We start from the raw sequence: 23,532 nt of genomic DNA, 5'->3' as shown, positions 1-23,532 counted from the left end.
ACGAAATCCACAGCCCGAGGAGCCGACATGACCAGCGTGATGCACGAAGACGGCCCGCGCGGAGCGGCCGGCATGAAGAGGAACGGCAGCGCCTCGATGCGGCGTCTCTTTGCCGAAGGTGCCAAGGGACCGATCGGACTCCTTGCCGCACTCGTTGTCTTGATCGTCGTCTTCTCATTCCTAAATCCGAGATTTGCGAGCATCGAGAACCTGCAAAACGTGCTCTTTCAGGTGTCTGTCCCTCTGATCCTGGTCGTCGGCGCGACGCTCGTGATCCAGATGGGATCCATCGATCTGTCGATCGAGGGCATCATGGGCGCGGCCGGCATGACCTGGATCCTGCTTTCGCCGAACACGCGGACGATGATCGACCTCGGTTTGTGGGCGTGGCTCATCGCGCTTGTACTGGGCATGTCGCTCGGCCTCATGACCGGGGTAATCTACGCTAAGCTGAAGGTGCCTTCCTTCGTCGTCTCTCTCGGGACGTGGTATGTGGGGCTCGGCATCGCGATCCTGCTCTACGGCAACAATTCTCTGCCGAGCCTCACGAGCGAGGCGCTCGCCCGCTGGCCGACCGGCCTTACGCTCGGCTTGCCTCACGCGTTCTGGCTTGCCGCCCTCGTTCTTCTGTTCGGCCTGCTGATCTCGAACTACACCAATCTCGGCCGGGGACTGATGGCGATCGGCAATAACGAACCGATCGCGCGGATGTCCGGCATGCCGGTGAACGTCTACAAGATAGGCGCGTTCGCGATCGCCGGGCTTCTCGGCGGCCTGGCCGGCATCCTCGCGACGATGCAGCTGGGTTCGGGATCGACCGACATCGGCTTCGGCCAGCTCTTCGTCGTCATTCCTGCGGCGGTGATCGGCGGCACGGCGCTGGGCGGTGGCGAAGGCGGCATGATCCGCTCCGCCCTGGGGGTCGTCCTGCTGATCATCTTGAACAACGGGCTCGTCCTTGCGGGCGTCGACCCCGACTATCAATCCGGCGTTTTCGGACTGATCCTTCTGTTCGCGATCATCGCCGTTGCATGGCCCGAGCGCGGCCGGCTGAAGGTGGCGAAATGAAACCCGATGCACCTGTCGTCCTCAGACTGACGAACGTCTCCCGCTCCTTCGGCAAGATCAAGGCCGTTCGATCGGTGTCCCTCGAGATCCGCAAGGGGGAGGTGATCGGCCTCACCGGTGAGAACGGCGCCGGCAAGTCGACCCTGCTGAAGATCCTAGCCGGGATCGAGCGGCCGGACGAGGGGCGGATGGAGATCAACGGAAAGGTCGCCAACTTCAAAGGCCCAAACGACGCCCTGAAAGCCGGTGTCGGTGTCGTCCATCAGGAACAGTCGCTCTTTACCAATCTGACCGTCGCCGAGAACATCGAGCACCAGAACATCGAGCGGCAGGGTCTCAGCCGTTTCGGCATCCATGATTGGGGCCGGATCAATCGTGAAGCGCAAAAGGTGCTGGAGAAGATCGGCGTCGACCTCGACTCGCGGACGCGTGTGGGTGATCTCGGTTTCGTCGATCGTCAGATGGTCGAGATCGCCCGCGCGGTAAGCGTGAATCCGGACAAGTCCGGCACGCCGCTCATCATCCTTGATGAACCGACCGCGGTCCTCGAACAGGCCGAAGTCGAGGTGCTGGAGCGAGAGATCAGGAAGCTCCGAGAATTTGCGAGCGTCATCTTCGTTTCCCACCGGCTGGACGAGGTGCTGCGCATCTGCGACCGCGTGGTGGTCATGCGGCACGGCGAACTGACAAGCGATCGCCTCACCGAGGGCGTGACGAAGGATGAATTGTTCCGGGCAATGGTCCACGAGACGCCTTCAGTCGCCATGCGGTCTCGGGCGGCGCCGTCGAAAGAGGGTCAGGCAGCCATCGAGGTCCGCAATCTGACGCGACACGGGCGCTTCGACAACGTGAGCTTCGCTGTCCGCCCCGGCGAGATCGTCGCGCTCGTCGGGACGAACGGATCGGGACGCGGGGCGCTCGCAAGGGCCCTCTTCGGGGCCGAGACGTTCGACGCCGGCACGATCGAGGTGAACGGAAAGGCCGTTTCTCGCTGGACCATCGCCAAGGCGGTTCGTGCTGGGCTGGCATACGTTCCCGCCGAGCGAAAGGTGGAAGGCATGATCGGAGGCTATCCCGGCACCCGGAACATCGCCCTCGTTCATCCCGAACATGCCCGCGTCGGGCCGTTCCTCAGGCCGCGAAAGATGGCGCACATTGCGCAGCAATGGTTCAACCGGCTCGGCGTCAGCCCCAACGACATCCACCAGCCGCTGGCCCAGTTCTCGGGCGGCAACCAGCAGAAGGTCGTGCTCGCGAAGTGGCTGAACAACCCCGAACTCAAGGTCCTGATCCTCGATCACCCGCTGCGCGGTCTGGATGTCGGCGTCTCCCAGGCCGTCAATCGCGAGATCCGCAAGGCCTGCGACAACGGAACGGCCGTCGTGTTGATTCCAGACACGATCGAAGAAGCCCTCGAGATGGCGGATGAAATTCTGGTCCTGAAGGACGGGCGAGTTTCTGCACGACATGACATGCGCAGCGCTGGCGAACTCGACGTGCGCGAAATCGTATCGGAGATGGTATGACCTACAGATCCGGCACTCCCGCAAACGTCGAGGCCCTCGACCGACCGGACAAGGTGGCCGCCACCCTTGTGCGTCTCCGCCGGATGGTCAGCTGGCACGTCATCGCGCCGCCCCTCGTGTTCTTTGCCATCCTCCTGGTGGTCGGAATCGCAAATCCCGCCTATCTCGGGCCCTTCGGCATCTCGATCGCAACGACGTCAGCCGCGCCCATCCTGCTCGTGGCGCTCGGTCAGGCGATGGTCCTCAATACCGGCTCGATCGACCTCTCGAATGCCGCCATCGCGCTTTTCGGCGCGATCATCTTCGCGCTGACCATTCCCGATGCCGGAATCGTCGCGATGATTGCGGTCCTGATCGTCCTCACGCTCATCGGCGCAGTCAATGGCGCCATCCTGGCCTATACCCAGGTGCCATCCTTCGCGCTGACCCTCGGCACGCTTGGCATCCTGCAGACGGCGGCGCTCGTGACCAGCGGGTCCGAGACGATTTATGTGTCCGAGAACCGCGACCTCGTGACGGCGCTGCATACGATCAAGGTGCTGAGCGTGCCGCTTACGTTCTGGATCGGCGTGTTCGCCGCCATCTTTTTCTGGGCCCTGCTTCGCTTTACGATCATCGGTCAGAACATGACCGCCGTGGGCAAGAACGAGTCCGGGGCGATCCTGTCGGCCGTGCCGAACAAGCAGGCGAAGATCATTGCATTTGCGATCTCCGGTTTCGCGTCCGGCCTGGCAGGCCTGGCGATCGTCGCGCAGGCTGGATCGGCCTCCGCGAGCGGGCTCGGTAGCAACCTTCTGTTGCCCGGTATCGCCGCCGCACTGGTCGGCGGAACCTCGATCTCAGGCGGCCAAGCAAACCCGATCAACGTGGTCTTTGGCGCATTGACCGTCGCCTTCGTGCCGATTGCGGCGCAGGCGCTCGGGTTCGGCGCGCAGGCGCAGAGCCTCGTCTACGGGATCTTCATCATCGTCATCGTCGCACTGACCACCTCCCGCACTCGTGGTGCGGTCATCAAGTGAGACGATCGGGGGCGGCCTCGGCGCCGCCCCGCTCTGAATGCTGCCTTTAGTCGCGAAGCCGCCTCTCCGCGGTCATCGGTCTTGTTCGTCGGAACGAGGGCGGCACTTCCGGCTGCGGCCAGATCCCTGAATTCATGAAGCTTTTAGACGTGTGACGCAAATGACTTTAGTCAGATCAAATTAATCATTGCACCGAATCTCTGTCTGTGAAACGAATGTCCCCAGATGGAACATATGACTTAAAGGAACGGTGAATGCTTCGGAAAGCCGACCTTCAGAACGACACCCTGCTTGAAATGCAGCGTCGGATGATCCGCATCCGGCTGTTCGACGAGCGTGCATCGAAGATGGTGAAGCGTGGCTACATCCCCGGCACGGTGCACACGAGCATCGGCCAGGAGGCGCAGGTCGTGGGTGCGTGCATGGCGCTCCGGAAGGGCGATCACATCACCGGTAACCATCGCAGCCACGGCCATCCGATCGGCATGGGATCGCCTCTCGGACCGCTCATGGCCGAGCTCGTCGGCAAAGCCACGGGCGTGTGTCGCGGCAAGGGCGGCTCGCTGCACCTTGCCGATTACGCGCATGGCAGCCTTGGCGAGAGCGGGATTACCGGCTCCTCGATCCCGATCGCCGTGGGCGCCGGGCTTTCGGCGCAGACGCTGGGCGAAGATCGGGTCGCCATGTGCTTCTTCGGTGACGGCGCGGCCAACCAGGGCGTCCTCTACGAGAGCATGAACCTCGCCTCGGCCTGGAAGCTGCCCGTAATCTTTCTTTGTGAAAACAATCATTACGCACTTTCGACGCCGGCGCACACCGTGACCGGCGGGCGGATCGTCGACCGTGCTGCCGGCTTCGGGATGCCGGGTGTGCGTGTCGAGAACGGGCAGAATGTCCTCGATGTCCACGAAGCCGTGAGCGAGGCCGCCGCGCGGGGCCGCCGCGGAGACGGACCGACCTTGGTGGAAGTGATGACATATCGTTATCGCGAGCATTCCGAGGGGCTCCGTATCAACGTCGACTATCGCGACACCAACGAGCGCGAGATCTGGCTGGCCAGAGATCCGATCCAGGCGCACCGCGCGTGGCTCATCGCAGAAGGGGTGGCATCGGAGGCCGAGCTGGACGCTCTCGCCGACGCGATCGCGCAGGAAGTCGAGGATTGCGTGACCTTCACGATGGAGAGCCCCGACCCCGAGCCGAAGGCGGCCTTCGAAGATCTCTACACCGACCCGTACGACCTGGAGGCCGTTCTATGAGCGTGATGACCTATATCGGCGCGATAGGCGCTGCGCAGCAGGAAGCGATGATTGCCGACGAGCGCGTGATCATCATCGGCGAGGATGTGGAGGCCAACGTCTACGGCACGACCGGCGGCGGCAAGCAGCGCGCCGAAAAGGGCGATTTCGTCGAGCAATTCGGCAATCGCCGCATCCGCAACACACCGATTTCGGAAGAGGCGATCGTCGGCGCCGCGATCGGCGCCGCAATGACCGGCCTCCGCCCCATCGTCGACCTCAGCTATTCCTCGTTTCTGTACATGGCGATGGACCAGCTGGTCAACCAGGCGGCCAAGAACCGGTACATGTTCGGCGGCCAGAGCTCGGTGCCGGTCGTTTTCCGCTCGGCCATGTTCTACGGCCTGAACACGGGGGCCCACCATTCGGACAGGCCATACCCGATGTTCATGAACGTGCCCGGGCTCAAGATCATCGCGCCGGCCTCTGCGAGCGACGCCAAGGGGCTGCTGCGTCAGGCCATCGACAGCGACGACCCGGTCATGTCCTTCGAAGCGGTGCCACTCTGGGGCCTTAAGGAAGAGATCGAGGACAAGGAGTACCGCATTCCCTTCGGCAAGGCACGCATCCGCCGCGAGGGCTCGGACGTGACCGTCGTGGGCATCTCGGGTTCGCTGCCGCTTGCACTGAAGGCCGCCGAAGCCATGGCCGAAGAACACGGTATTTCCTGCGAGGTTATCGACCCGCGTACGCTGGTTCCCCTCGATACCGCGACGATCGTGGAGTCGGTTCGGAAAACCGGTCGACTGGTTCTGGCCGAGCCCGCGCATCGGGCCTGCGGCGCGACGGCCGAGATCGCCGCAACGGTCGCCGAGGAGGCGCAGGACGCGCTGCGTGCTCCGATCCGGCGGCTGACCGCGCCGAACATGCAGATTCCCTTCAGCCCTGCGCTGGAGGCCCAGCTCTACCCGACGACCGAAAAGATTGCCGCAGCGATCCGTCAGGTGGTCGGACTGGAAGAAGCCGTAAAAGAAAGGATTTCGGCATGAAGGTCGAGGTGTTGTTGCCCCAGTGGGGCATGGGAATGAGCGAGGGAACGGTCACCGATTGGATGAAAAAGGTTGGTGACCGGGTCGAGGAGGACGAGGCGCTCGCCGAGATCGAGGCCGAAAAGGCCACCCAGGAACTCGAGTCCCCCGCCACCGGCATCTTGACCGAGATCCTCGTCCAGAAGGGCGAAGAGGCCAAGGTCCGCTCCGTGCTGGCAATCATCGAAACCGACGACTGAGCCCCACCGATCGCCGATCCCGGCGGATCCGGCGGCGAAGCTAGGCGAGAGACCGAGATGACCGACGTCAACGGAGATATCGGCCCAGGCGGCGACCGGGGCAGCAAGGCCCCGAAAGCCGGCGGCGTCTTCGATCTTGTGGTGATCGGGGCTGGCATCAACGGCGCGGGGATCGCGCGCGACGCCGCTGCACGCGGCCTGCGCGTGGCCCTCGTCGAAAAGGAAGACATCGGAAGCGGCACGTCGAGCTGGTCGGGCCGCCTGATCCATGGCGGCCTGCGCTATCTCGAACAGGGCGACGTCGCACTCGTCCGCGAGTCGCTTCGCGAGCGGGAACGCCTGTTCCGGCTGGCTCCGCATTTGGTAAAGCCGGTGCCGCTCATGATCCCGTTCTACCGGCACAATCAGCGGTCTCGCTGGACCCTGCGCGCCGGGATGATGGCCTACGATGTCCTGTCGTTCGACAAGACGACGGCCTCGCACAAGACATTATCGCGACGCGAAACGCTGGAGCGTTTCCCCGGAATCAATCCGGACGGCCTCGACGGATGCGCGATCTTCATGGATGGCCAGGTCGTCTGGTCGGAGCGGCTTTGTGTGGAAGTCGTGCTGGCGGCCCACGCCGAGGGCGCGCACATCTTCACGTATGCCAAGGTCGACGGGTTCCTCGACGACGATGGACGCGTGACCGGTGTACTGTTCACCGATGTCCTGACCGGAGAGCGCAATGAGCTTTCGGCGAGGATCGTGGTGAACGCCGCCGGCCCCTGGGTCGATGAGGTCGTGGGCGGGGCCAAGGGCGACGACAAACGCTATATTGGCGGCGCCAAGGGCAGTCACCTGATCGTCAATCCCTTTCCCGGCGCTCCGGACGACGTAGTCTATTACGAGAGCCGCACCGACGGACGGCTCGTGCTGATCATTCCCTGGGGCGATCGTTACCTCATCGGGACGACCGACAAAAAGTTCGACGACGATCCGGACACGGCCCGCGCCGACATCTCCGAGGTCGAATACCTCCTCGGAGAAGTCAACAGCCTCGTCCCGACAGCGAACCTCACCAAAGATGACATCCTCTATACGTATAGCGGCGTCAGGCCCTTGCCCTATGTTCCGAAACAGTCGGAGTGGAAGGTGCCCCGCAGCCACGTGATCCACGATCACGCGCCCCGGCTGAGGGGGCTTTTGTCGATCATCGGCGGCAAATTGACCACCTATCGGAGCCTTGCCGAAGAGACGGTCGACGTCGTGTACAAGCAACTCGGCATGAAGGCGATGCCTTGTACGACCGCGAAAACGCTCTTTCCCGGCGCGCGCGTCGGCGACTGGGTGTCATTTCGGCAGGGCCTCGCCCGAACCTACGGCATTGGCGATGACAGGCTGGACAGGCTGATCGGAATCTACGGCGCGCGGGCGGAAGAGGTCCTGGCCATCGGCCGCGAAGATCCCGCGCTTCTGGAGATATTCGACCCAGACAGCGGCGCGATCGGGGCGGAGCTTGTCTTTACCTACCGGGCAGAGTTCTGCCGCACGCTGACCGATGCCCTGATCCGCCGGATCATGGTCGGCCTCAACGCCACCTGCGGGCAGGACACGCTCGAGCGCGCAGCCGACATTCTCGCGCGGGACCAGGGGTGGAGTGCCCACCGGCGAGAGCGCGAGATCGCGGCCTATCGCAAATACATCCAGCGCTTTGGCGTGCCGGGGCGACAAGCGCCTGCGGCCGAAGCCAGTCTTGCCAAATCGACCGAACGGTCGAACAACCTCGAAGGACAGCCGTCATGACCCAGTCCGATCCCAGGTCCATCATCGCGAATGCGCAGGCGGGAGGCTATGCCGCCGGGGCCTTCAACATGCACAACGAAGAGACGACCGAGGCCCTCGTCTGGGCCGCCGAAAAGGCAAATTCCCCGATTTTTCTTCAGGTCGGCCGTGCGATCATCCCGCACATGGGAGTCCGTCGCGCCTTTGAAATGACGTCTCGGATCGCCGAGCGCTCCGCCGCCGAATACGTCATCCACCTCGACCACGGATCGTGGGACGAGGTGCTCGAAGCGATCCGTCTCGGGTTCGCGTCAGTGATGTACGACGGGGCTCACCTGCCTTTCGAAGAGAACATCCAGTCGACCCGGAAGATCGTCGAGATCGCGCATGCCTTCGGCATTCCGGTCGAGGCGGAACTGGGCAAGATCCCCGACGTCGGGGTGAAGGTCGATTGGAACGAATACTACACCGACGTCGAGGAGGCCCGCCGCTTCGTCGCCGAGACCGGTGTCGACTACCTCGCGATTTCCGTGGGCATAGTGCACGGCGTCATTCCCGACATTCCGCTCGAACCCATCAATATCGACCGGATCCACGAGATACGGCAGGCGACCGGAATTCCCCTGGTCCTGCACGGAGCCTCTGGCCTGACAGATCGGGAAGTCGCCGATGCGATGGAGGCCGGCGTACACAAGTTCAACGCCGACACCGATCTCCGCCATGCTTTCCGCAAGGGTTTCGAATCCGTTTGGGCCAAGGGCGACCGACAGCTCGAAGAGGCGATGGCCGAGGGTCGGGCGCGCATGGTCGATGCGACTGTGGAAAAGCTCCGCCTCTACGGTTGCGCCGACAAGTCGTCCTTGCCGCGCGCCGCTTGAACGGAGGGTCATGAGATGGCCGATACAGTTACGCTGGAACCCGAAGGCCGCGAGCGGCTGCTGTCGAAAACCGAAAAGATCATGGCGCGCCACATGGGTACGGCATGGTCGGCACCGATGTTCGGCGTGACCGTCGAAGTTGCGATGGAGAACGTCCTCGCTCGCCGCGCCGACGGCGTGACGGTCACCGACATCCTGCTTGCCGACTGCGCCGCGACCCTCGTCGAGCATCCGTGGATCAATGCCCATTTTCGGGAGGATCGCGTGATCGAGTACGGCACCGTGAATATCGGGCTGGCGGTGGCTTCCGATCGAGGACTGACGGTGCCTGTCATTCACAACGCCGAGGCACTGTCCCTGACCGAGATCGCGGAGCGCCGGAAGACGTTGGTCGCAAAGGTCCGGGACGGCAAGATCGGAATTCGCGAGGTTTCCGGCGGCACGTTCACCGTGTCGAATCTCGGAATGTTCGGCGTCACCCGATTCACCGCGATCATCAATCCGCCGCAGGTCGCGATCCTCGCTATCGGCGCGACGAACCGGCGCCAGGTCTGGAACGGTGGTGCGCCCGAATGGCGGGACATCGCCGAACTCTCCCTGACCAGCGATCACCGCGCGGTCGACGGGGCGGCGTCAGCCCGGTTCCTTGCCGCGCTCAAGGCCCGTCTCGAAGGCCACGAGGCGGCCGCATGACGCGTCGAGCGGACGGATACCCTGCCTGAAGCGGTCAGGATCCGAAACGATAACCGCAACACCACTAACCATTTATCGGAGGAGAACACACATGGAATACACCACCACTCGCCGGACTGTCATCGGCAGCCTTCTGGGCGGTGCCTTTCTCGCCCTCGGGAGCACGGGAGCTTCCGCCCAGGACGGGCTGATCGCTGCCTCAGTCGCAGATCAGAAATCGCTGTTCTACATTGCGGCGGTCGACGGGATGCGCGCCGCCGCCGAGGAAGCCGGGCTCGATTTCAATGTCGCCTCGGCGAACAACAACTCCCGCGAGCAGATCAGTCAGGTCCAGAACCTGCTGGTCCAGCAGCCCGATGCGCTGCTCTTCATATCTCAGGATTCCACGGCCGCGGCCGCCGGCGTCAAGGCCGCCAACACCGCCGGCGTTCCGGTGATCGCCGTTGACCAGCGGCCGGAGTCGGGAGACGGCGACATCGCCACCTTCATTGCCACAGACAGTGTCAAGGCGGCGCGGGATCTCTGCTCGTGGCTGTTCGATCAGATGGGCGGCGAAGGACAGCTGGCCATCCTCAAAGGCGTCCTGGGCTCGACTGCCGAGATCCAGCGTACCCAAGGCTGCAACGAGGCGTTGGAGAACTACCCCGACATCGAGGTCGTGGCCACGCAGACGGCGAACTGGGACGAAAACGAGGCGTTCCGGGCCACCCAGAACATCCTGACTGCGAACCCGGAACTCGAGGCCGTCTTCGGCGAAAGCGACGCAATGGCCCTTGGCGCCGCCAAGGCCGCCCGCCAGGCCGGCCGCGATGACCTGCTGTCCGTGGGGATCGACGGATTTCCCACCATGTTCGACGCTATCCGCGAGGGGTTCGTGCAGGCGACCATGGCACAGATCCCGTACCAGATGGGCATGATGGCCGTACAGGACGCCATGAAGATCATGAACGGCGAGGGCGATTCCATTCCCGAGCTTCAGTACCAGGATGCCGTGCTGCTGACCGCGGATAACATCGACGAGTACCAGCCGTCGGACTTCTACGGTCCGGCAGCGGACGAGATGAAGTGATCCAGGAGGGTCCGAGCCATTGGTTCGGACCCATTCCGCCTCCCGGAAACACGACCCGATTGTTCGGAGCAAGTCATGGAAACGAACGCACCCTCCCCGAAAGGTCTGGAATGTCGCGGTCTCGTCAAGAACTACGGCCCGATCAGCGTTCTGAAATCCGTGGATCTCTTTCTGGCGCCGGGCACGTGCGTCGGTCTGATCGGCGAGAACGGCGCCGGCAAGTCGACCTTCAATTCCCTGGTCGCCGGAGTGGTCGCCCCTACGGACGGCCGCATGTGGCTGGACGGGCAACCCTACGAACCGCATTCGCCGTCAGACGCGATCCAACGCGGCGTCGCCCTCATTCATCAGGAAATCCGCCTGCTGCCGGGCCTTTCGGTTGCCGAGAACCTGTTCCTCGGGGCGCTGCCGATGAAGGCCGGCCGCATCGACCGCCGCTATATGGAGGAGAAAGCACGCGCAGTGCTGGCCACCCTCGGTGTGCATGTCGATCCGCGTCGGCCCGTGCGCGGACTGACCATGGCCGTGCAGCAGGGCATCGAGATCGCCAAGGCGATACTCCGCAACCCCCGCTATGTGATCTTCGACGAGCCGACCGCTGCTGTCGGCGAGACCGAGGCCGAGCAGATCATGGGTCAGGTGCAGAAGCTCAAGTCCGAAGGCGTCGGGGTCATTTACGTCTCGCATCGTCTCGACGAGGTTCGGGAACTCGCCGATGAGGTCGTCTGCCTGCGCGACGGCCACCGTGTGTCCCACTGGACCGAAAGGCCGGTGCCCAAGGACGAGATGATCAATGCGATGGTCGGGCGCGAGTTCACCTTCAAGCATCACCCGCCTTCGCCCTCGCGCGACAAGGTCGTGCTGGAGGTCCGAGACGCTGGCCATTCAGGCGCCTTCGAGGGCGTGTCGTTCGATCTATACGAGGGTGAGATCCTCGGCATGGCCGGCCTGATCGGCGCCGGGCGTACCGATGTCGTTCGCACGATTGCCGGCGCGGACCGCCTCGACCGGGGCACGATCAGCGTCGACGGCCGTGGCATCCGGTTTCGTAGCCCCAAGGGCGCGATGAAGGCAGGGATCTTCATGGTCCCGGAGGACCGCAAGGGCCAGGGGCTGAACCTCGACCGTTCCGCATCCGAGAACATTACCCTGCCTTGGGAAAAAAAGCTGGCGAAGTTCGGCCAGATCACGGGCCGCAGGGTGGCGGAGATCGGCGAAGCCCAGAAGTACCGCTTCGATATCCGCGGCCGGATGAGCCTTCCGGTCGGCGCGATGTCGGGCGGCAATCAGCAGAAGGTGCTGCTCGCGAAGTGGCTCGTGGAAGAGCCGCGCGTCCTCATCGTCGACGAACCGACCCGCGGCGTCGACGTCGGCGCAAAGATGGCGATCTACAAGATCCTGCGAGAACTGGCTTCAGCCGGGATGGGCATCATCGTGGTGTCGTCGGAACTCGAAGAGGTCCTCGGCCTGTCGCACCGCATCCTGGTGATGAGCGAGGGAAGGCAGAGCGGGATATTGTCCCGTGAGGAGGCAACTCCGGAGCGCGTGATGTCGCTGGCGGTCAGTGGTTGAGCGATACGGACCGGATCGAAAATGGGGAGGCAAAGTACCGTCATGTCACACGCCAATTCCAATACGGACGAGCCGGTAAAGGCGGGCCGCAACTCCGAGGCGCAAACGAGCTCGGAGCGCCTGGTGGCGCTCGGCGGGAGCGTCCTGCGACAAGTCCCGGGGCCGCTTATCGGGCTGATTGCGGTCTGCATCGCATTTTCGTGGATGTCGCCTTACTTCCTGACAGAGCGTAATCTGGTCAACATCTTCAGCCAGATCTCCGAGATCGGGATCATGGCGGTCGGGGCGGCACTCGTCATCCTTATCGGCGGCATCGATCTCTCGGTGGGTGCGGTCGTCGCACTGAGCCTGATGGTCAACGCCTGGCTCTACCGCGATTTTGGCGTGCCCTTCGTCTTTTCGAGCCTCGTCGGCCTCGGGGTCGGTGCGCTCGTGGGCCTCGTCAACGGAGTTCTCTCGACCTACGGGCGCGTTCAGCCTTTCGTGGCGACGCTCGCGACCATGTCGGCATGCTCGGGCCTCGCACTTTACGTCACCAATGGCGGTCCGGTGACGGGTTTTCCCGATTGGTTCACAGGGCTTGCGTCGCTCCGCATTTTCGGTTTGCCATTCGAGTCGCTGCTGATGGTGACGATTTTCCTGACTGTCGCATGGTGGCTGACCTTCCGTCCCACGGGCCGGTCTCTGTACGCGATCGGCGGCTCCGAGGAGGTCGCGCGGCTTTCCGGCATCAACACGCGGCAGGTAAAGATCCTCGTCTACGTCATCGCGGGTTTCCTGGCAGCGGTGGCCTCTCTCGTGCTGGGCGCCCGCCTCGACAGCGCGCATCCGACTGCCGGCATAAGCGATCTGCTGAGCGTCATCGCCGTCGTGGTGATCGGTGGGGCGAGCCTGGCCGGGGGATCGGGGGGCATGCTCGGTACGTTCATCGGCCTACTTATCATCGGCGTGCTTCGCAATGGTATGGCTCTTTTGAACGTGTCCCCAAACCTGCAACCGGTCGTTATCGGTATCGCAATCATCATCGCCGTGATGCTGGACCGCAAAACCGCGAATTGAAACAGAAAGGGGACAAGTTCATGGCATTGGATCTCAAACTTTCCGACCTCTCGCGGCTCGACCGGATCCGCGAGGTGCTCGCGGAAAACGACGCGAACGCGCAGTTCACCTCGCTGGGTATGACCGATCTCCGTATCGGCGATACGGTGCTCGACGATCTCGCCGAAGTCGTTCGCAGAATGTTGTCCGAAGCGGGGCGTCCGTCGGGCAGCAACGCAAAGATCCGCATGCTCGTCGACCCTATCGTCATCAGGCGCGACGGCAAGCCGCTCAAGGACCTCGTCGCGGAACTTCTTTCGGGCTTCGACACAACGGTCGTTATCCTTGACGACGGGCATCCGGTGTTGCACGCCGACGAACCCATCCTCGCGGAGGCGGCCGAACGCTCGATCGGAGCGGATTGCATCGTTTCCGTAGGAGGCGGCACGATCACGGACGTGGCCAAGGTCGCATGCGAACGGGCAGGCGTCCCGGTGCAGGTCGTCATACAGACCGCCGCCTCCGTCGACGGATACACGGACAACTTCGCCGTGGTCCTCCAAAACGGTGTGAAGACGACCTTGCCGAGCCGCTGGCCCGACGCGGTGCTGATCGACACTGTGACAATTTCTCAGGCGCCGCTGATCCTGAACGCCTCGGGATTTGGCGAGCTGCTGTCGATCTATAGCGCCCCGGGCGACTGGTTCCTGGCGAACGAACTCGGTCTCGATAACACATTCGCCCCGGTGCTTATCGATATCCTCGCCCTGTGCGGCGAGGGCGTCGAGGAATGGTCCGCCGGCATCAGCAGGGCCGAGCCCGGAGCCACCACGCGCCTCGCCGAAGCCCTCGCCATGCGGGGCATCGTCACCGGCACCGGCGGCACGACCGCATCCCTCTCGGGGATGGAGCATCTTTTCAGCCACATGCTGGACATGGTCGCGGGCGAGAGGGGGGAACCCACCGGACTTCACGGCGCGCAGGTCGGGGTCGGTTCCGTCATCCGCATGGCCGCTTGGGAGGAGTTCTGCGCCCGGATCGACGAAGAGGGCCTCGACATCGCCCGCATGTTCCCGGGGGTCGATGCCTTCGAGACCCGGGTAAAGGACGCCTTCGCCGGTCTCGATCCAACCGGGCGCATCGGACGCGAATGCTGGACACGCTACCTCACCAAGATGAAGCGTTGGCACGCATCCCGCGACCGGATCGAGGAAACCTTTGCCGATTGGCAGGACCTTCGTCGCGGCCATGATGCCCTCGTTCTCGGATCGCACGAGATCGCCGCCTGTCTGCACCGCGCATCTGCTCCAAAGCGGTTCAGCGATCTCGATCCTGTCGTCGGCGAAGACCTGATGCGCTGGACGGTGGCCAATTGTCAGTTCATGCGCGAACGCGGCACCATCGCCGATCTCCTCGTTCTTGCCGGCTGGTGGGACGAGGCGGGCGTCGACCGGGTCGTCAGGCGCGTAGAAGACGCGTGCCGCGCCGCCGAGCGGAAGGAGGCTGCATGAGCGGCGGGGATCTCGTTCTCGGCATCGACTGCTCGACCACCGCCGCGAAGGCCGTGGTGTGGGATTGCGAGGGCAGGGCACTCAGCATGGGTCGCGCCACGATGAGGCATACGGCGCCGAAGCCGGGCTGGGGCGAGCAGGATCCTGTCGACTGGTGGCGCGCCACGTCGGATGCCATCGGTCAGGCCTGCCGTCAGATCGCGCCGTCCCGTCTCGCCGCGATTTCGATCACGCATCAGCGCGAAACCTTCGCTTGCCTGGACGAGGCTGGTCATGCTCTGCGCCCCGCGATGCTCTGGCTCGACACGCGTGCGACGGCCGAGGTGGCCGAGCACGGCAGCGAGGAAGTGCATCGGATCACCGGCAAGCCGCCGAACACGGCGACGAGCTGGTACAAGCTGCTTTGGCTCAAGGCCCGTGAGCGGAAGCTGCTGGAGAGCGCGCACAAGGTCGTCGACGTTCACACCTACCTTGTGAACCGGCTGACCGGCGAATGGCAGACCTCTTACGGCAGCGTCGATCCACTGGGGGTGCTGGACCTCGAGACCTTTCAACTCCACGGCGGCCTGATCGACGCGCTTGGGCTTCAAAAGCACCATTTCGGAGAAGTTCATGCGCCTGGAACAGTCGTCGGATCCCTCCGTGCCACCGTGGCCGAAGATCTCGGCCTCAATTCCGGCCTTCCGGTGGTTGCGGGTCTTGGCGACGGCCAGTCCGCGGGGTTGGGCGTGGGGATCGTCCGGCCCGGACAGGCTTATCTCAATCTTGGCACCGGGATCGTCTCCGGCAGCTTCGCAGCGGACTACCGGACCGATAGAAGCTTTCGGACGATGGCGGGAGGCTTGCCCGGCTCCTATCTGACCGAGACGTTCTTCGGCGGCGGCACCTACAACATTACCTGGTTCGTCGACCGGTTTTCCGGCGTTCCCTCCGACGCCTTCGGACTGGGCGTGATCCCGGAACAGATCCTCGAAAGCGCCGCTGCCGGGTTGCCGATCGGGGCGGACGGCCTCATCGCGCTGCCCTACCTTACCGGCTCGCTGACGCCATATTGGGACAGCAACGCGCGCGGCGTTTTTTTCGGCCTTACCGGGCGACACGGCAAGGCACACGTCTACCGTGCGATCCTCGAGGGCCTGTCGATGGAACAGCGCCTGTCGACGACCGGCGCCGAGGCCGCCACAGGAAGCGTGACCGAAACGTTCCGTATCATGGGCGGCGGCTCTCGAAGCCAGCTCTGGTGCCAGATGCTCGCCGACATGCTTCATCGCCCCGTCGAGGTGGCGAGCGAGCCCGAAGCGACCTGTCTCGGGGCGGCCATGCTCGCCGCTTCGGCAACAGGATTGCACAACGGTATTGCCGAGGCCGCCGAGGCGATGAGCCATCCCGGGCGGCTTTACGAGCCGGACCCGGTGGCAGGTGAAAAATACGACCGCATGTTCGACGTATACAAGGACATCTACCCGGCTCTTCGCGATCATTTCCGCCGGCTCAAGGACGTTGCGAATGACATTGCCTGACGCCCGGACGGCCATATCGGCCGCAGAGGCCAACACCCTGACGGTGGACGCGGCCTTCGACCGGTACGAGGCGATCCGCCCACGCCTGCCTCAAGCCGGACCCGGCGGACAAGCGAAACCGGCGCCGGATCTCCTTTCCGTTGCGCACGACTACGACGGGTTTTTGTTCGACAGCTTCGGCGTCCTCAATGTCGGCGAGACGGCCATCGCCGGAGCCGCGGAATGCCTCGGTGCTCTGCGGCGCAAAGGCAAGCTCATCCGGATTCTGACAAACGCCGCAAGCTATACAAGCAAGGCGGCATTTGAGAAGTACCGACGTCTCGGGCTCGATGTCGCGCAGGATGAAATCGTCTCGAGTCGGGATGTGACCCTCGATCATCTCGAAAGCGTGGCGTCCGGTCTGCGCTGGGGTGCCATCGCGGCGGAAGAAGATGTCTTCGAAGATGCTCCCGACGTGGACATCTTCGACCTCCTTGATCCCGGAGCGGACTGGAAGGACGCCGATGGATTTCTCTTCCTGTCTTCGGCTCGATGGACATCAGAGTTGCAGGATCGGCTCGTGGCGGAGGTTTTGCAACGGCCGCGTCCCGTCGTCGTGGGAAATCCCGACCTTGTGGCTCCGCGCGAAAGCGGTCTGACGATCGAGCCGGGTTTCTGGGCGCACGAATTCCAGGACAGGACCGGAGCAACGCCGCGCTTGTTCGGGAAACCCTACCGGGAAGCGTTTTCCATGGCATGTGCAGGGATCGCGCCCGGGCGGTATGCCATGATCGGCGATACCCTGCACACCGACATTCTCGGCGGGCAGGCGGCCGGCCTCGATACGATCCTGGTAACGGATCACGGGCTTTTCGCCGGCCGCGACGTCGGTCGCTACACCCGCGCGAGCGGGATCGTCCCCGATATCGTCATGCGTTCGATCTGACTGCCTGTTCGAATATCACGGATGGGTTCGGGCTCAATATCGTCAGTCGACAACGCCAGAGAACACCACTTATCAGGCCAAAGGCCTCCCCCCCATCGCCCCGCCCCCGCAACCTCTACGGCCGAAAAATCACACCGTGCCGCCGAGGGATCCTTCGAGGAGGGCGAGTTCCTGGCCGCCGGCCATGAGGTCCTGGAGCTCTTCGGGCGTGATGCCGCCGCGTTCCGCCGTGCCCAGCGTCTTGCCGCGGTTGAGCACGGTGAAGCGGTCTCCGACGGCGAGGGCGTGGCGGACGTTGTGGCTGATGAAGACCACGCCGATCCCTTGTTTGCGCACCCGGTCGATCGTCGCCAGCACGTTCGAGGTCTGGCGCACGCCGAGCGCCGAGGTCGGTTCGTCGAGGATCAGGATCTTGGCACCGAAATGGACGGCGCGGGCGATGGCAACCGTCTGGCGCTCGCCGCCCGAGAGGGTGCCGACCGCCTGGTCGGGGCCGCGCAGGTTGATGCCCATCTTGCGCATCTCTTCCATGGTCACGGCATCCGCGCGCTTCTTGTCGAAGAACCGGATCCCCGCGACCTTGCGCTCGGGCTCGTTGCCCATGAAGAAATTCCGCGACACGCTCATCAGCGGGATCATCGCGAGATGCTGGTGCACCGTGGCGATCCCGGCCGAGATGGCGTCGCGCGGATCCTCGAAATGCATCGGCTTGCCTTCGAACCGGATCTCACCGGCGGTGGGCTTGTGCACCCCCGACATCACCTTGATGAAGGTCGATTTGCCCGCGCCATTATCGCCCAGAAGGCAGTGACATTCGCCGGGCCGGACGTCGAAGCTGACGCCCGCCAGCGCGATCACGCTGCCGAAATGTTTTTCGATGTTGCGCATCTCGATAATCGGCGTCTTGCCGGCGGCGGGATCGCCGTGGTGGAACGTGCCGTCCCGGGTCATGTCAGCGTTCCCCCGTGATGATGCGTCGGATGTAGGTGTTCAGGATGACGGCCCCCAAGAGGATCACGCCCAGGAACACCCGGAAGAGAGAGCTTTCGACCCCTGCAAAGAACAGGCCCTGTTGCACCACGCCAAAGATCAGCGCGCCGAGCGCGGCGCCGATGACCGAGCCGTATCCGCCGGTCAGAAGCGCGCCGCCGATGACCACGGCGATGATCGCCTCGAACTCTTTCAGAAGTCCGCGGTCGGCCCCGGCCGAGCCGAACTCCATCACCTGGCAGACCGCGAAGACTGTCGCGCAGAAGGCGGTGAACATGAACATCAGGATCTTGACCCGGTTGACCGGAACGCCCGAATAGCGCGCGGCCTCGGCATCGCCGCCGGCGGCGAAAAGCCAGTTCCCGAACCTGGTCTTGGTCAGAAGGACATGGCCGAACACGATCAGCCCCAGCGCCCAGACGATCAGCATGGGGATGCCGTCGACGACCGGTTGCCCGGCATTCGTGCCGCGGTCGAAGGTGGCGATGACGCCGGCATCGCCCAGCCAGGTGAACAGGCCCTTGAGGATCTTGCCGCCAAAGATCGGGGCCAGCCAGTCGCCCTCGGCCGCGTCCGAGACGCCGCCGATGATGGTCTTGCGCTCGAGCACCTGGGGCAGGAAGATCGTGAAGCCGCGCAGGATGAAAAGGAAGGCCAGCGTCACGATGAAGCTCGGCAGGCCGGTGCGGATGACGATCCACCCGTTCAGCGCGCCGATGGAGCAACACAGGACGAAGGTGACGATGATGGCAAGCCAGACGGGCCAGCCATAGGTGATCGAAAAGATCGCGATCATCATGCCGGCAAAGCCGATCATCGAGCCGACCGAAAGGTCGAACTCCCCCGCGATCATCAGCAGGCAGGCGCCCACGGCGATGATCATGAACTGCGCCGAGACGACGGACCAGTTCATGATGCCCTGCGAATTGAACATGCCGCTGTCGAAGGCGAACAGCCCGAAAAAGGTGAAGACTGCGATCGTTCCGACGATACCGCCCAGCTCGGGGCGGATCAGCGCCTTGCGGAACGCCGATATCTCCTTGATGCGTTCGTCCGGTGCCGCTGGTTGGGCCGCGTTCGTCATGCTCAACTCCCCCAAGGGTTCAAACTCGTCTCGCAGCGTCGAGAGCAAAAAGGGGGCCGGGTCGCCAGCCCCCTCGCATTGGTGATCGTCAGCGGTACTCGCCCGCGAACTCCTCGATCTTGCCGAGGTTGTCGGCGGTGATAAATCCGGGGCCGGAGTTGATGTTATTGCCCGGAAGCACGCCGTAGCGGTGATAGTTGGTCAGGATCACCACCGGCAGATAGGCCTGCAGGAAGGGTTGCTGGTCGATGCCCCATTCGATCACGCCCGAGGTGATGCCCTTCACGATCTCTTCGCCAAGGTCGAACGTGCCGAAATAGATGTCGCCGGCCATGCCGTTCTCGTCGAGTGCGAGCAGGGTTGGATCGGCCGAGAGCGGGCCCAGCGTCAGGATCGCGTCGGTGTCGGGATTGGCCGAGAGATAGGCCATCACGCGGTTCTTGATCTCGGCGGGGTCGGTGCCGCTGTCGAGCATCTGGTTTCCGAGCTCGACGCCCAGGCCATCGGCAAAGCCTTGGCACCGCTGCACCAGCGTCGGTTGCTGGATCGCGTGGTTGACGCACAGGAACGACGTGATGCCGTCATCCTTGGCACGCTGACCGGCGGCGAACCCCGCGTCGTATTCGGGCTGACCGACATACATGAGCGCGCCGAGTTCGCGCGCCTGTTCGGCCGAGCCGGTGTTCATGATGATCACGTCGACGCCGCTGTCGACCGCTGACCGGATCGGGCCGCTCAGCACGTCGAAATCGGCGAGGGTGGTGATGATCCCGTCCGGCCCCGAGGCCGCGACCTGTTCGATGATGCGCGCCATGTCGGCGATGTCGCCCGTGGGCGGGTTGCGGTATTCGACCTCGACATCCATCTGCTCGCCCGCCAGGGCGATGCTGTTCTTGATGGTGTTCCACCAGCTGTCGCTGTCGGGCGCGTGGCTCACGAGCACGTATTTCTCGCCCTCCGCCGAGGCCGTCGATGCCAATACCATCGGCAGCGTCGCCACCGCCGTCGCCAAGAGAACCTTCTTTGCCGCTGAGATCATGTTCATCCTCCCTGAGTTCGCGTTCGCCGATCCGATCACGCTGGACCGGTGCGGAACAACGAGTCGAGCAAAACACATCCCGACGCTTCTTGCAACCGGTTGCAGTACGGCTAGCTTACATGCAATCCAGATGGGGGCGACGTCCGTCGACAGGGCGGCGGTGCCACGGCGCGAGGAGGCGGGGTTGTGGCGGTGACGTTGAAAGACGTGGCGGAAAGGGCAGGGGTGTCGCACTCGGCCGTGTCGCGTACCTTCACCGACGGGGCCTCGGTCTCGGAAAAGATGCGCCGCAAGGTGGAAAAGGCCGCGCGGGAACTCGGCTACAGCCCCAATGCGCTGGCCTCGTCGCTGACCACGGGGCGGACAAAGCTGATCGGGCTGGTGTCCAACAACTTTCGCAACCCGATCTTCCTACAGGTCTTCGACCTGTTCACCCGCGGCTTGCAGGGGGCGGGGCTGCGACCGTTGCTGGTCAACCTGACCGACGAGATCGAGCCCGAAGGCTCGATCAGGATGCTGCGGCAATATTCCGTGGACGGGGTCGTGGTGGCCTCGTCGACCTTGCCGCCCAAGTTCTCCGAGGCGTTCCGGGATGCCGGTATCCCGGTCGTCCATTCCTTCGGCCGCTTTTCGCCCTCTCCGCAGGTTCACGTCGTCACCATCGACAACCGCGAGGCCGGCAGGACGGCCGCAAGGGCGCTCATCGCGCGCGGCTACCGGGACGTGGCTTTCCTCGGCGGTCCGCAAGACGCGACCTCGACCGAGGATCGCCATGCGGGGTTCGACGCGGAACTGGCGCTCCATCCCGAAATCCGCAGCAGCTTTTCCTTTGCCGAGGCCTATTCGTTCGACGCGGGCCGCCGAGCCATGCTCGACCTGCTGAAATCGAAACCGGCCGAAGCCTATTTCTGCGGCGACGACGTGCTGTCGATCGGGGCGCTGTCGGCCATCGCCGAAAGCGGCCTGTCCTGCCCCGACGATATCGGCATCATCGGGCTGAACGACATGGAAATGGCGCGGTGGGAAAGCATCAACCTGACCACCATCCACCAGCCGATCCAAGAGATCGTGTCCTCCTCGATCGAACTGATGCTCGCGCTGCTCAAGGATCCGGGCCGCCGGCCCGAGGCGCGGCTCTATTCCTGCCCCGTCGTCGAAAGGGGCACGTTGCGGCCCCTGCCGGCGACCGGGGCGCGGTCACATGCGGTGAACGCGCCCGAGGTTCCGACCGATCTGGGCGAAACGGATCTCGGGCGCGTCCGAAACTACTCCTGACGGAACATCGGCGGGCGGGCATCGGTCCAGGCGCCGTCCTTGCGGGCCGATGCCACTGCCGCATGCACGGCCGCCATCGACCTCACGCCTGCGGCGGCATCGGGCAGGCCGTCCCGCGTTTCACCGGCGATGGCATCCGCGAGATCGCAGTAAATATTGGCAACCGCGAGCGGAAACCCCTCGGGATGGGCGATGGAGACGCGCGAGAGGCGCCGCGCATCCTCATGCAGCCCGGCCTCGCCCTTTTCGATGATCTGGGTGCGTCCGCCGACCGGCGTATAGAGCAACTGGTTTGGCTGCTCCGAGGCCCAGCGTAGCCCGCCGGTCTCGCCGAACACCTGGATGTCGAAACCGTGTTGCCGCCCGATCGCAACCGACGAGGTCCAGAGTCGCCCGACCGTGCCGCCCGACATGCGGAAATTCACCATCGCGTCGTCTTCGAGCTCGCGGCTGGGAATGGTCGAGACGAAATCCGCCGACAGGTTTTCGACCTCGTCATCGCAGACAAAGCTCGCCATGTGCATCGCGTGGATGCCGCAATCGGCGAACTGCCCCGAGATCCCGGCCATCGCGGGATCATAGCGCCAGCGCACGCGGGGGTTGTCGGCATCCGCGGCATCGCCGTGATGGCCATGCGAGAAATTCGCGACCACCAGCCGGACCTTGCCGATCTCGCCGTTGCGCACCATGGCGCGCGCCTGCCGCACCATCGGATAGGCGGAATAGCAGTAGTTCACCGCGCAGATCCTGCCGGAACGCTCGGCCACGCGGACGATTTCCTCGCCTTCTTCGACCGTCATGGTCATCGGCTTTTCGCAAAGCACGTTGAAGCCCGCCTCGAGGAAGGCCTTGGTGATCTCGAAATGCGTGGCGTTCGGGGTCGCCACCGTGACGAGGTCGATCCGGTCGTCGCGATCCCGTTCGCCGGCCAGCATCTCGGTCCAGTCGCCATAGGCCCGGTCGGCCGCGATGCCGAGGCGCCGGGCATAGGCGCGTCCCTCTTCGGGGCGATGGTCGAGCGCGCCCGCGATGAACGCGAACCGGCCATCGGCCTGCGCGCCCAGGCGATGCGCCGGGCCGATCTGGCTGCCTTCGCCGCCGCCGATCATGCCCCATTTCAGTTTCGTCATGTCCGTGCCCCTTACTTGAAGCCGATGGATTCGAGATATTCGCGGTTCTTGCGGGCATCGCCGAGCGTGTTGGGATCGAGCGTCGGATCGCAATCCTGTTCGACCGTGCACCAGCCCTCGAAACCATTGTCGAGCAGCACCTGCCGAACGGCGGGGAAATCGACATCGCCTTCGCCGAGGTTGCAAAAGATGCCCTGGCCGCAGGTATCGTAGAACCCGGTACGGTTCTCGATCGCGCGCGCTTTCACCTCGGGGTCGATATCCTTGAAATGCATGTAGGAAATCCGGCCGATATGCTTTCGCATGAACGCCACCGGGTCGAAGCCCGCATAGGAATGGTGCCCGGTGTCGAAGCAGATCTTGAGGATCTTCTCGTCGACCTCGTCCAGCAGCCGCTCGAGCTCGGGCTCGAAATCCATGAAACCCGCCGCATGGGCGTGGATGCCGACGGTCAGCCCGTATTCCTCGGTCCCGATGCGCGCCGATTCCGCGATGCGGTCGCGGTAGGCCACCCATTCGGCCTTGTCCATCGCCTCGGCCTCGGCGGCGCGGCCCGCGGTCGGCGCGCGGCGGGGCGAGATCGAGTCGATCAGCACGAGGTGTTTCGCGCCATGCGCGCGCAGCGCCCTGGCGGTGCGGTGGGTCGCGTCCAGCACGTCGTCCCAGGCATCGGGGTCGTGATAGGGGCGGAACACGACGCCGCCGATCAACTCCAGCCCATGCTCGTGCAGCCCGTCGCGCAGCACGTCCGGGTCCTCGGGCATGAAGCCCACGGGGCCGAGCTCGATCCCCTTGTAGCCCGCCGCGGCACATTCGGCGAGGACATGCCGCCATGTCGGATTGCGCGGGTCGTTGGCGAACTCCACACCCCAGGAACAGGGCGCGTTGCCGATGCGGATGGTCAT

At 64.1% G+C, this 23,532-nt stretch carries 21 protein-coding genes; 16 read left to right on the top strand and 5 right to left on the bottom strand.

Features of this window, described 5'->3' with window-relative positions:
* Nucleotides 1-27: 27 nt before the first annotated feature.
* The 15 genes from E2L08_RS13570 to E2L08_RS13500 all read left to right on the top strand — a co-directional run bounded on the left by E2L08_RS13570 (nt 28) and on the right by E2L08_RS13500 (nt 17,109).
* Nucleotides 28-1,068, top strand: coding sequence for an ABC transporter permease (locus E2L08_RS13570; protein ID WP_133397627.1), 1,041 nt, complete (start codon nt 28-30; stop codon nt 1,066-1,068).
* Complete coding sequence (locus tag E2L08_RS13565; protein ID WP_168771156.1) at nt 1,065-2,594, top strand: sugar ABC transporter ATP-binding protein; 1,530 nt, start codon at nt 1,065-1,067, stop codon at nt 2,592-2,594. Before E2L08_RS13570 ends, E2L08_RS13565 begins: the two co-directional genes overlap by 4 nt.
* Nucleotides 2,591-3,613, top strand: a complete 1,023-nt coding sequence (locus E2L08_RS13560) for an ABC transporter permease (RefSeq protein ID WP_133397625.1) — start codon at nt 2,591-2,593, stop codon at nt 3,611-3,613. Before E2L08_RS13565 ends, E2L08_RS13560 begins: the two co-directional genes overlap by 4 nt.
* A gap of 254 nt (nt 3,614-3,867) precedes the next feature.
* Nucleotides 3,868-4,872 (top strand): thiamine pyrophosphate-dependent dehydrogenase E1 component subunit alpha, encoded by a 1,005-nt coding sequence (locus E2L08_RS13555; RefSeq protein WP_206077019.1) that lies wholly within the window; start codon nt 3,868-3,870, stop codon nt 4,870-4,872.
* Nucleotides 4,869-5,900, top strand: a complete 1,032-nt coding sequence (locus E2L08_RS13550; RefSeq protein WP_133397624.1) for an alpha-ketoacid dehydrogenase subunit beta — start codon at nt 4,869-4,871, stop codon at nt 5,898-5,900. Before E2L08_RS13555 ends, E2L08_RS13550 begins: the two co-directional genes overlap by 4 nt.
* A complete protein-coding gene (locus tag E2L08_RS13545; RefSeq protein WP_114237641.1) occupies nt 5,897-6,139 on the top strand; it encodes a biotin/lipoyl-containing protein in 243 nt (80 codons plus the stop codon). Before E2L08_RS13550 ends, E2L08_RS13545 begins: the two co-directional genes overlap by 4 nt.
* Before the next feature lie 57 nt (nt 6,140-6,196).
* A complete protein-coding gene (locus tag E2L08_RS13540; RefSeq protein ID WP_133397623.1) occupies nt 6,197-7,924 on the top strand; it encodes a glycerol-3-phosphate dehydrogenase/oxidase in 1,728 nt (575 codons plus the stop codon).
* Entirely contained in the window at nt 7,921-8,781 is an 861-nt protein-coding gene (locus E2L08_RS13535; RefSeq protein WP_133397622.1) for a class II fructose-bisphosphate aldolase, read from the top strand. The genes E2L08_RS13540 and E2L08_RS13535 overlap by 4 nt, the downstream gene beginning before the upstream one ends.
* Before the next feature lie 15 nt (nt 8,782-8,796).
* Nucleotides 8,797-9,474 (top strand): 2-oxo acid dehydrogenase subunit E2, encoded by a 678-nt coding sequence (locus tag E2L08_RS13530; protein ID WP_133397621.1) that lies wholly within the window; start codon nt 8,797-8,799, stop codon nt 9,472-9,474.
* A 91-nt stretch (nt 9,475-9,565) separates the two neighbouring features.
* On the top strand, nt 9,566-10,543 hold the full coding sequence (locus E2L08_RS13525) for a substrate-binding domain-containing protein (protein ID WP_133397620.1): 978 nt from the start codon (nt 9,566-9,568) through the stop codon (nt 10,541-10,543).
* 75 nt (nt 10,544-10,618) lie between these two features.
* Nucleotides 10,619-12,115, top strand: coding sequence for a sugar ABC transporter ATP-binding protein (locus E2L08_RS13520; protein ID WP_133397619.1), 1,497 nt, complete (start codon nt 10,619-10,621; stop codon nt 12,113-12,115).
* Between the two features lie 42 nt (nt 12,116-12,157).
* Complete coding sequence (locus E2L08_RS13515) at nt 12,158-13,174, top strand: ABC transporter permease (protein ID WP_133397618.1); 1,017 nt, start codon at nt 12,158-12,160, stop codon at nt 13,172-13,174.
* 20 nt (nt 13,175-13,194) lie between these two features.
* Nucleotides 13,195-14,664: an iron-containing alcohol dehydrogenase gene (locus E2L08_RS13510; protein ID WP_133397617.1), complete on the top strand. Its 1,470-nt coding sequence runs from the start codon at nt 13,195-13,197 to the stop codon at nt 14,662-14,664.
* Nucleotides 14,661-16,184: a xylulokinase gene (locus E2L08_RS13505; protein WP_133397616.1), complete on the top strand. Its 1,524-nt coding sequence runs from the start codon at nt 14,661-14,663 to the stop codon at nt 16,182-16,184. Before E2L08_RS13510 ends, E2L08_RS13505 begins: the two co-directional genes overlap by 4 nt.
* Nucleotides 16,171-17,109 (top strand): HAD-IIA family hydrolase, encoded by a 939-nt coding sequence (locus tag E2L08_RS13500; RefSeq protein ID WP_133397615.1) that lies wholly within the window; start codon nt 16,171-16,173, stop codon nt 17,107-17,109. The genes E2L08_RS13505 and E2L08_RS13500 overlap by 14 nt, the downstream gene beginning before the upstream one ends.
* Nucleotides 17,110-17,238: 129 nt before the next feature.
* On the opposite strand, the gene E2L08_RS13495 is transcribed toward E2L08_RS13500, so the two are convergent.
* The 3 genes from E2L08_RS13495 to E2L08_RS13485 form a co-directional block, all read right to left on the bottom strand.
* Nucleotides 17,239-18,060, bottom strand: coding sequence for an ATP-binding cassette domain-containing protein (locus E2L08_RS13495; protein WP_133397614.1), 822 nt, complete (start codon nt 18,058-18,060; stop codon nt 17,239-17,241).
* Nucleotide 18,061: 1 nt separating this feature from the next.
* Nucleotides 18,062-19,183 carry an ABC transporter permease gene (locus E2L08_RS13490; RefSeq protein ID WP_133397613.1) on the bottom strand — a complete coding sequence of 374 codons (1,122 nt, stop codon included), beginning with the start codon at nt 19,181-19,183 and terminating at the stop codon, nt 18,062-18,064.
* A gap of 88 nt (nt 19,184-19,271) precedes the next feature.
* Nucleotides 19,272-20,222 carry a sugar ABC transporter substrate-binding protein gene (locus E2L08_RS13485; protein ID WP_133397612.1) on the bottom strand — a complete coding sequence of 317 codons (951 nt, stop codon included), beginning with the start codon at nt 20,220-20,222 and terminating at the stop codon, nt 19,272-19,274.
* Nucleotides 20,223-20,408: 186 nt separating this feature from the next.
* Between E2L08_RS13485 and E2L08_RS13480 the strand changes: the two genes are divergently transcribed.
* Nucleotides 20,409-21,497, top strand: a complete 1,089-nt coding sequence (locus E2L08_RS13480) for a LacI family DNA-binding transcriptional regulator (protein WP_133397611.1) — start codon at nt 20,409-20,411, stop codon at nt 21,495-21,497.
* Here the strand turns inward: E2L08_RS13480 and E2L08_RS13475 are convergent.
* Together E2L08_RS13475 and E2L08_RS13470 are read right to left on the bottom strand one after the other, a co-directional pair.
* On the bottom strand, nt 21,488-22,627 hold the full coding sequence (locus E2L08_RS13475; RefSeq protein WP_133397610.1) for a Gfo/Idh/MocA family protein: 1,140 nt from the start codon (nt 22,625-22,627) through the stop codon (nt 21,488-21,490). The two genes, E2L08_RS13480 and E2L08_RS13475, sit on opposite strands and share 10 nt — an antisense overlap.
* An 11-nt stretch (nt 22,628-22,638) precedes the next feature.
* On the bottom strand, nt 22,639-23,532 hold the full coding sequence (locus tag E2L08_RS13470) for a TIM barrel protein (RefSeq protein ID WP_133397609.1): 894 nt from the start codon (nt 23,530-23,532) through the stop codon (nt 22,639-22,641).

The organism is Palleronia sediminis (genome assembly GCF_004358695.1).
In the GTDB taxonomy this organism is placed as follows: Bacteria; Pseudomonadota; Alphaproteobacteria; order Rhodobacterales; family Rhodobacteraceae; genus Palleronia; species Palleronia sediminis.
This window is presented reverse-complemented; position numbering and strand designations above follow the sequence as displayed.

Excerpts from the sequence above, each read along its gene's own strand:
- E2L08_RS13570 (WP_133397627.1), top strand. The coding sequence starts at position 28 with ATGACCAGCGTGATGCACGAAGACGGCCCGCGCGGAGCGGCCGGCATG.
- E2L08_RS13565 (WP_168771156.1), top strand. The coding sequence starts at position 1,065 with ATGAAACCCGATGCACCTGTCGTCCTCAGACTGACGAACGTCTCCCGC.
- E2L08_RS13560 (WP_133397625.1), top strand. The coding sequence starts at position 2,591 with ATGACCTACAGATCCGGCACTCCCGCAAACGTCGAGGCCCTCGACCGA.
- E2L08_RS13555 (WP_206077019.1), top strand. The coding sequence starts at position 3,868 with ATGCTTCGGAAAGCCGACCTTCAGAACGACACCCTGCTTGAAATGCAG.
- E2L08_RS13550 (WP_133397624.1), top strand. The coding sequence starts at position 4,869 with ATGAGCGTGATGACCTATATCGGCGCGATAGGCGCTGCGCAGCAGGAA.
- E2L08_RS13545 (WP_114237641.1), top strand. The coding sequence starts at position 5,897 with ATGAAGGTCGAGGTGTTGTTGCCCCAGTGGGGCATGGGAATGAGCGAG.
- E2L08_RS13540 (WP_133397623.1), top strand. The coding sequence starts at position 6,197 with ATGACCGACGTCAACGGAGATATCGGCCCAGGCGGCGACCGGGGCAGC.
- E2L08_RS13535 (WP_133397622.1), top strand. The coding sequence starts at position 7,921 with ATGACCCAGTCCGATCCCAGGTCCATCATCGCGAATGCGCAGGCGGGA.
- E2L08_RS13530 (WP_133397621.1), top strand. The coding sequence starts at position 8,797 with ATGGCCGATACAGTTACGCTGGAACCCGAAGGCCGCGAGCGGCTGCTG.
- E2L08_RS13525 (WP_133397620.1), top strand. The coding sequence starts at position 9,566 with ATGGAATACACCACCACTCGCCGGACTGTCATCGGCAGCCTTCTGGGC.
- E2L08_RS13520 (WP_133397619.1), top strand. The coding sequence starts at position 10,619 with ATGGAAACGAACGCACCCTCCCCGAAAGGTCTGGAATGTCGCGGTCTC.
- E2L08_RS13515 (WP_133397618.1), top strand. The coding sequence starts at position 12,158 with ATGTCACACGCCAATTCCAATACGGACGAGCCGGTAAAGGCGGGCCGC.
- E2L08_RS13510 (WP_133397617.1), top strand. The coding sequence starts at position 13,195 with ATGGCATTGGATCTCAAACTTTCCGACCTCTCGCGGCTCGACCGGATC.
- E2L08_RS13505 (WP_133397616.1), top strand. The coding sequence starts at position 14,661 with ATGAGCGGCGGGGATCTCGTTCTCGGCATCGACTGCTCGACCACCGCC.
- E2L08_RS13500 (WP_133397615.1), top strand. The coding sequence starts at position 16,171 with ATGACATTGCCTGACGCCCGGACGGCCATATCGGCCGCAGAGGCCAAC.
- E2L08_RS13495 (WP_133397614.1), bottom strand. The coding sequence starts at position 18,060 with ATGACCCGGGACGGCACGTTCCACCACGGCGATCCCGCCGCCGGCAAG.
- E2L08_RS13490 (WP_133397613.1), bottom strand. The coding sequence starts at position 19,183 with ATGACGAACGCGGCCCAACCAGCGGCACCGGACGAACGCATCAAGGAG.
- E2L08_RS13485 (WP_133397612.1), bottom strand. The coding sequence starts at position 20,222 with ATGATCTCAGCGGCAAAGAAGGTTCTCTTGGCGACGGCGGTGGCGACG.
- E2L08_RS13475 (WP_133397610.1), bottom strand. The coding sequence starts at position 22,627 with ATGACGAAACTGAAATGGGGCATGATCGGCGGCGGCGAAGGCAGCCAG.
- E2L08_RS13470 (WP_133397609.1), bottom strand. The coding sequence starts at position 23,532 with ATGACCATCCGCATCGGCAACGCGCCCTGTTCCTGGGGTGTGGAGTTC.